We start from the raw sequence: 4,569 nt of genomic DNA, 5'->3' as shown, positions 1-4,569 counted from the left end.
AACATTGGTGCCGGTTCCTGAACATACGGGAGAGGTTGTCGCAACAGTCTTATTAATCGGTAATGGATTAACAGTTACAGTTACCGTCCCTGACATTGCCAAACTGCACGACGAGCTTACATTGGTGGCTAAAACGTTAAATATTGTGGAGCTGGATAAATTGCCACTAGGCAAATTAATAGTTGCTCCGGTACCAGCCACTGAAGTACCAACATTAATATTACCACTATTGTTTCTCAATTGATAATTTATTCCCGTTTGCGAATTCAATATTTGAATATTTGTAGAAATTCCCGAACAAATAGTCGCAGTCCCGGAAGGACTTATATTGGTCGGTAATGCGTTTACTGTCAAACTTGTGGTTGCAGATGTTAAAGTACTGCAGATAGTGCCACCCTGGCTCACTTCACAATAATAGTATGTCAAGCCCGCCACGGCAGTTACCGGTGGAGTATAAGTTGACGTTTGTGCTCCGTTTGTACTTCCCAAATTTGTCCCTCCATTATTGGCATTAACTGTATTGGAAAACCACTGATAATTATAAGGCAATGATCCGCCGCTGGATGTCACGGTAATGCCGCTAATAACTGCACCTGCACAAACGCTCTGACTGGCTGGGGTAGGAGCTCCTACGCCAGTAAGACAAGTGTAAGCGCGTCCGTGTGCAAACTCTCCAAAACCGCTCATCAACCCACGCTTTGCAATTGAGGTTACAGCCATACTATGAGTTCCGTCCAATATCCAGGAGCCTCCGCTTGAGCGCTTGATAATTCGCACATTGGCATCTTCGGTAAAACTCGAAAAACCACTTCCGTTAAGTTCAAGGGCATAGTTGGTACTTGCCAATGAATTTGCTGCGGTTAATGACCAATATCCTTCTGTAAACTGATTACCTATAACAAAAGAATTTTCAGTTAAAGAAAGCCCTATGTCACCCGGGTCAGAAGCAATAAACTTTCCTGAAAGTGATCCGTTGGTAAGGTTTGTAAAAGTGACCAGTGCATTCCGATTGGCTGCTGCTGTACCTACACCGGCAAGCGTCCCAAATGGAAATTGCTTTGCTCCGATTGAATTAAACCACCTTCTAAAATTACCAATAATATTTCCCGCCGTATAAGTAAGAGTTCCGACCGAAGCGATCGAAGTTCCAAGTTCAAAAGTATTCAAACCGCAATCTATATTCCCCGAAGTCATAGTCAATGTACCGCCAACGGTGGCAGTGCTCACCCCGACTATTAATTTCTTTGCACTTTTGGTTATAGTCAAGTTATTAAAAGTTTGAGCCGAGGCCGTCCCAATTATGCTTTGATCCAATGTTGTGCTGTTGAAGGAAACTGTTCCCGTTCCTGAAATAAAGGCAGCTGCAGAAACATTATTTATCCAGTCTCCCCCTAAAATGAACGCATTTGTGCCGGCACTTAAAATCCCTTGAGCGAGAATCACATTTCCTGTAATAGTCGTCGATGCGCCAAGAGAAACTGTATTGTTGCCTGCGCTACCCGTATTGCTAATTGTCAAATTACCCGGTATGTTTTGGCTAAATCCATTTCCTAACGCTTGATTTGTGACTCCATTATATATATAATTAGCTCCGCTGGTATAGGTTCGAACAAGCGACTGTATATTACCGCTTGCCGTTCCGGCTATAGTTATACCTGCCGACGAACCAACCCCAAGCGCTGCCCCACTACTCAACACAAAAGTGTTTCCCGTAGCGGAACCGACAACATTAAATGTGCCGCAATTTAATGTCCCGCCATTGGCAACGGTAAAGATCATTGGAAGTCCGGCACTCCCGTTCATATTAAAATCACCTGTAAGGGTACATGTGTTCCCACTGGCTATTAAAAAATCCATCCACTTCATTATAGTTCCCCCGGTAGACTGCATATTATGGCTGACACCTACCATATTAAAAACAGAATTTAAACTAGATGACGAAGAAACAATATAACCGTTATTCTTTAAAAAATTACCGGTTAAATTAACCGTTGAATTTCCGTTACCTCCACCAAATTCCACCGTTCCTGTAGAAGACATCGTAATAGAGCCACCTATAGCAAACGTACGTGCCTGATTGGAAGAATTAAAAATAACACTACCAGTTCCCGAGCAGTTAAAAGACCCCGCAATATTGCATGATCCCGCAAAGGTTCCTGTAGAGGTTCCACTGTAAGTCAAATTACCATAAGTAACGACAGTAATGTTTTGTGTAGCAGCGCCGTTATAAACTACAGTACTTGCAGCATTAAGAGTCCCAAAGGAAGGTATAGTCGTATTAGTAATCGATAAGGTTCCGTTTGCCGCAACATCTACAATTCCATTGATGGCATTTGTCCCTGCAATTATGGTAAGATTGCAAGCAGCACTTCCATCTCCGACGCTAATTTTTGAGCCTGTTCCCGATACAAGCCAGTTACCCGATGTGGATACTGCCGCTGTGTTCCGAACATTAAAAATTTGGCTGGAAGAAGTAAAATTTAATGGAGCAGCACCTGTCCCATCTGAAACTATACCCCAGCTTGCCACGGTATTTAAAGCACCACTTCCTTTATAATAATAAGTGGTTTGACCGATGGAAGCCGTCACAAAAAACAAACTCATAAACAGCATTACAGAGTTTTGTATACCTGATTTAAAGACCAATATTTTTCTCAATTTAGCTTCCACGGGATTTTTCGACCAACTAAAAACACCATTCCCATTTAAGCTTGTCCTCGTGTGCAGCATGTCAAATTCAAATGTTCTTTCTTCCCTTTTTAAATGAAACAGTAATGATGCGGTTTTAACAAAAAGCTTACACATCTTTGTAAGTTGACTCCGTCCACGGGGTATTGATTTCACAAAGGCAAATTGAAAATTTAATCCTTTTGGGGTTAATTTTTTTTTCATATACACGTAAAGTATTAAAATTGAGTTGCCAAAGAACAACCCTCCATTTTCTAATTATTAAATAAACTTTGTGGTATTTGAAAATTATATATAAAGTACGCTTCACTTTTTTTCTTAAAAAAATATCCCCGTCGAATAGATTAAATAGTCGATTAACCGCAATTCAAACACTTGTTTTTTATGTATTTACGCATAATTTATTAACCAACATGTGAACAGAACATTTACATATTGAGCATTAAAAAAGTACTTGAAGTCGATCTTTTTATTTTCGTCATTATATTTAAATGAACACCTTTCCCAACAAAAACCATTATCCTATAATAAATAAAGTGTTTTAAAATCGGTGGCTAAGTAGATGTTTCAGAATGAAATGAAGTGGACTCGTTCGCTTTTTGTTTTAGAATGCAAACTCCGCGGATAAAATTTACGCAGTAGATTTTGAATGAATGGAAAGTGAGTTTGCCTTACAGGTCGATTGCAGCTATTGTAGAAAGAATATTTTTTAAAAAATGACCTGAAAACCGGGACTATTTTTGTTTTCTTTAATGTTTCGCAACAAAAGCAATTCGTGCATGCTCCCCTATTATGTTGCCGCGATTAAGTAATTATGATGGCTGCACACTGGTACCAATATTATAAAAAAGAGCAAAAAAAAGCCTTTCATCTCTGACAGGCTTTGAATTCTTAACCACAAGAATTTATGCTAACGTACTTTGAAAATTTGCTGCTTTTTTCAAAAATGCTTTGCTCAACAATCTGTTTACCGCAGCACCTGAATTGATAATTTGTTTTCTGCTGAAGTTGTTATCATCTGAAGATATAGTCGCTTTTGGAGTTTGTTTTGAACCCATGAACCAAGAAACGATATTCATGTTTGCATCAGCTTCAGTAGTTGTTGCAGTTGTCGTTGCTGTTACCGTAGTGTCATTAGAAGCAACCGCAGTTTGAAAAGTGATTGATGTAGTAGCAACAACACTATTTGTGTTTTGACCAAACATCCCTAAACTTGATAACAACAATAAAACAAATAAAACAACTAGTCTGGTTCTGTTTAAAGAAACTGAATTTGCAGTTGTTGTAGTTTGTGTAGTTGTGTTCATCTTTTCTCTTTGTTTTTGGTTGTTTAGAATTCCTTTTCTAATACATGTCAAAACTAGGGCAATAGACAGTTGAGGGAAAATCTTTTCGTTGAAGTACAGAGAAACTCGTTAAAGGCACTTAATCGATGCTTTCAAAACCATTCACCCCTTAAACATGTCGTTTAAAGACCATGTTTGGGCACATTATCGATAAAGTGCATCCTAATTTTCACTTGTTTTTGATAAAAAAAGCTCTTTTAAAGCTAAATTGGTCTACTGGCCTGAAAAAGTAATATTAAACGGTTTCATTTTTTGTATAAATACGCTTACACGCAACTATTAGAAAATGGTCAAACTTCGGGAACGACCTTGTTTTAAAAAATGTCACACGACAATAGGGCATTGACAGAAGGGAATGCCCAATTTTGATGGCCTGGCTGGTAAATTACTGCGTTTTATTATGGATACCGGGGCCAGCGGTATTGATACCCAAGCCAGCGGTATTGATACCCAAGCCAGCGGTATTGATACCCAAGCCAGCGGTATTGATACCCAAGCCAGCGGTATTGATACCCAAACCGGCGGTATTGATACC

General features: G+C 39.3%; 3 protein-coding genes. 1 reads left to right on the top strand and 2 read right to left on the bottom strand.

The genetic code is table 11. The features are described from left to right. Window positions 1-2,805: hypothetical protein (locus tag Q0Q99_RS02850; RefSeq protein WP_293891144.1), on the bottom strand; the 2,805-nt coding region annotated here is incomplete at its 3' end. A gap of 788 nt (window positions 2,806-3,593) precedes the next feature. Continuing rightward, window positions 3,594-3,995, bottom strand: a complete 402-nt coding sequence (locus Q0Q99_RS02845) for a hypothetical protein (RefSeq protein WP_293891141.1) — start codon at window positions 3,993-3,995, stop codon at window positions 3,594-3,596. A 394-nt stretch (window positions 3,996-4,389) separates the two neighbouring features. On the opposite strand from Q0Q99_RS02845, the gene Q0Q99_RS02840 reads away from it, so the two are divergent. Continuing rightward, a partial coding sequence (locus Q0Q99_RS02840) for a hypothetical protein (RefSeq protein ID WP_293891138.1) occupies window positions 4,390-4,569 on the top strand: 180 nt, incomplete at its 3' end.

The sequence above is a fragment of the Flavobacterium sp. genome (genome assembly GCF_025352425.1).
Lineage (GTDB): Bacteria > Bacteroidota > Bacteroidia > Flavobacteriales > Flavobacteriaceae > Flavobacterium.
This window is presented reverse-complemented; position numbering and strand designations above follow the sequence as displayed.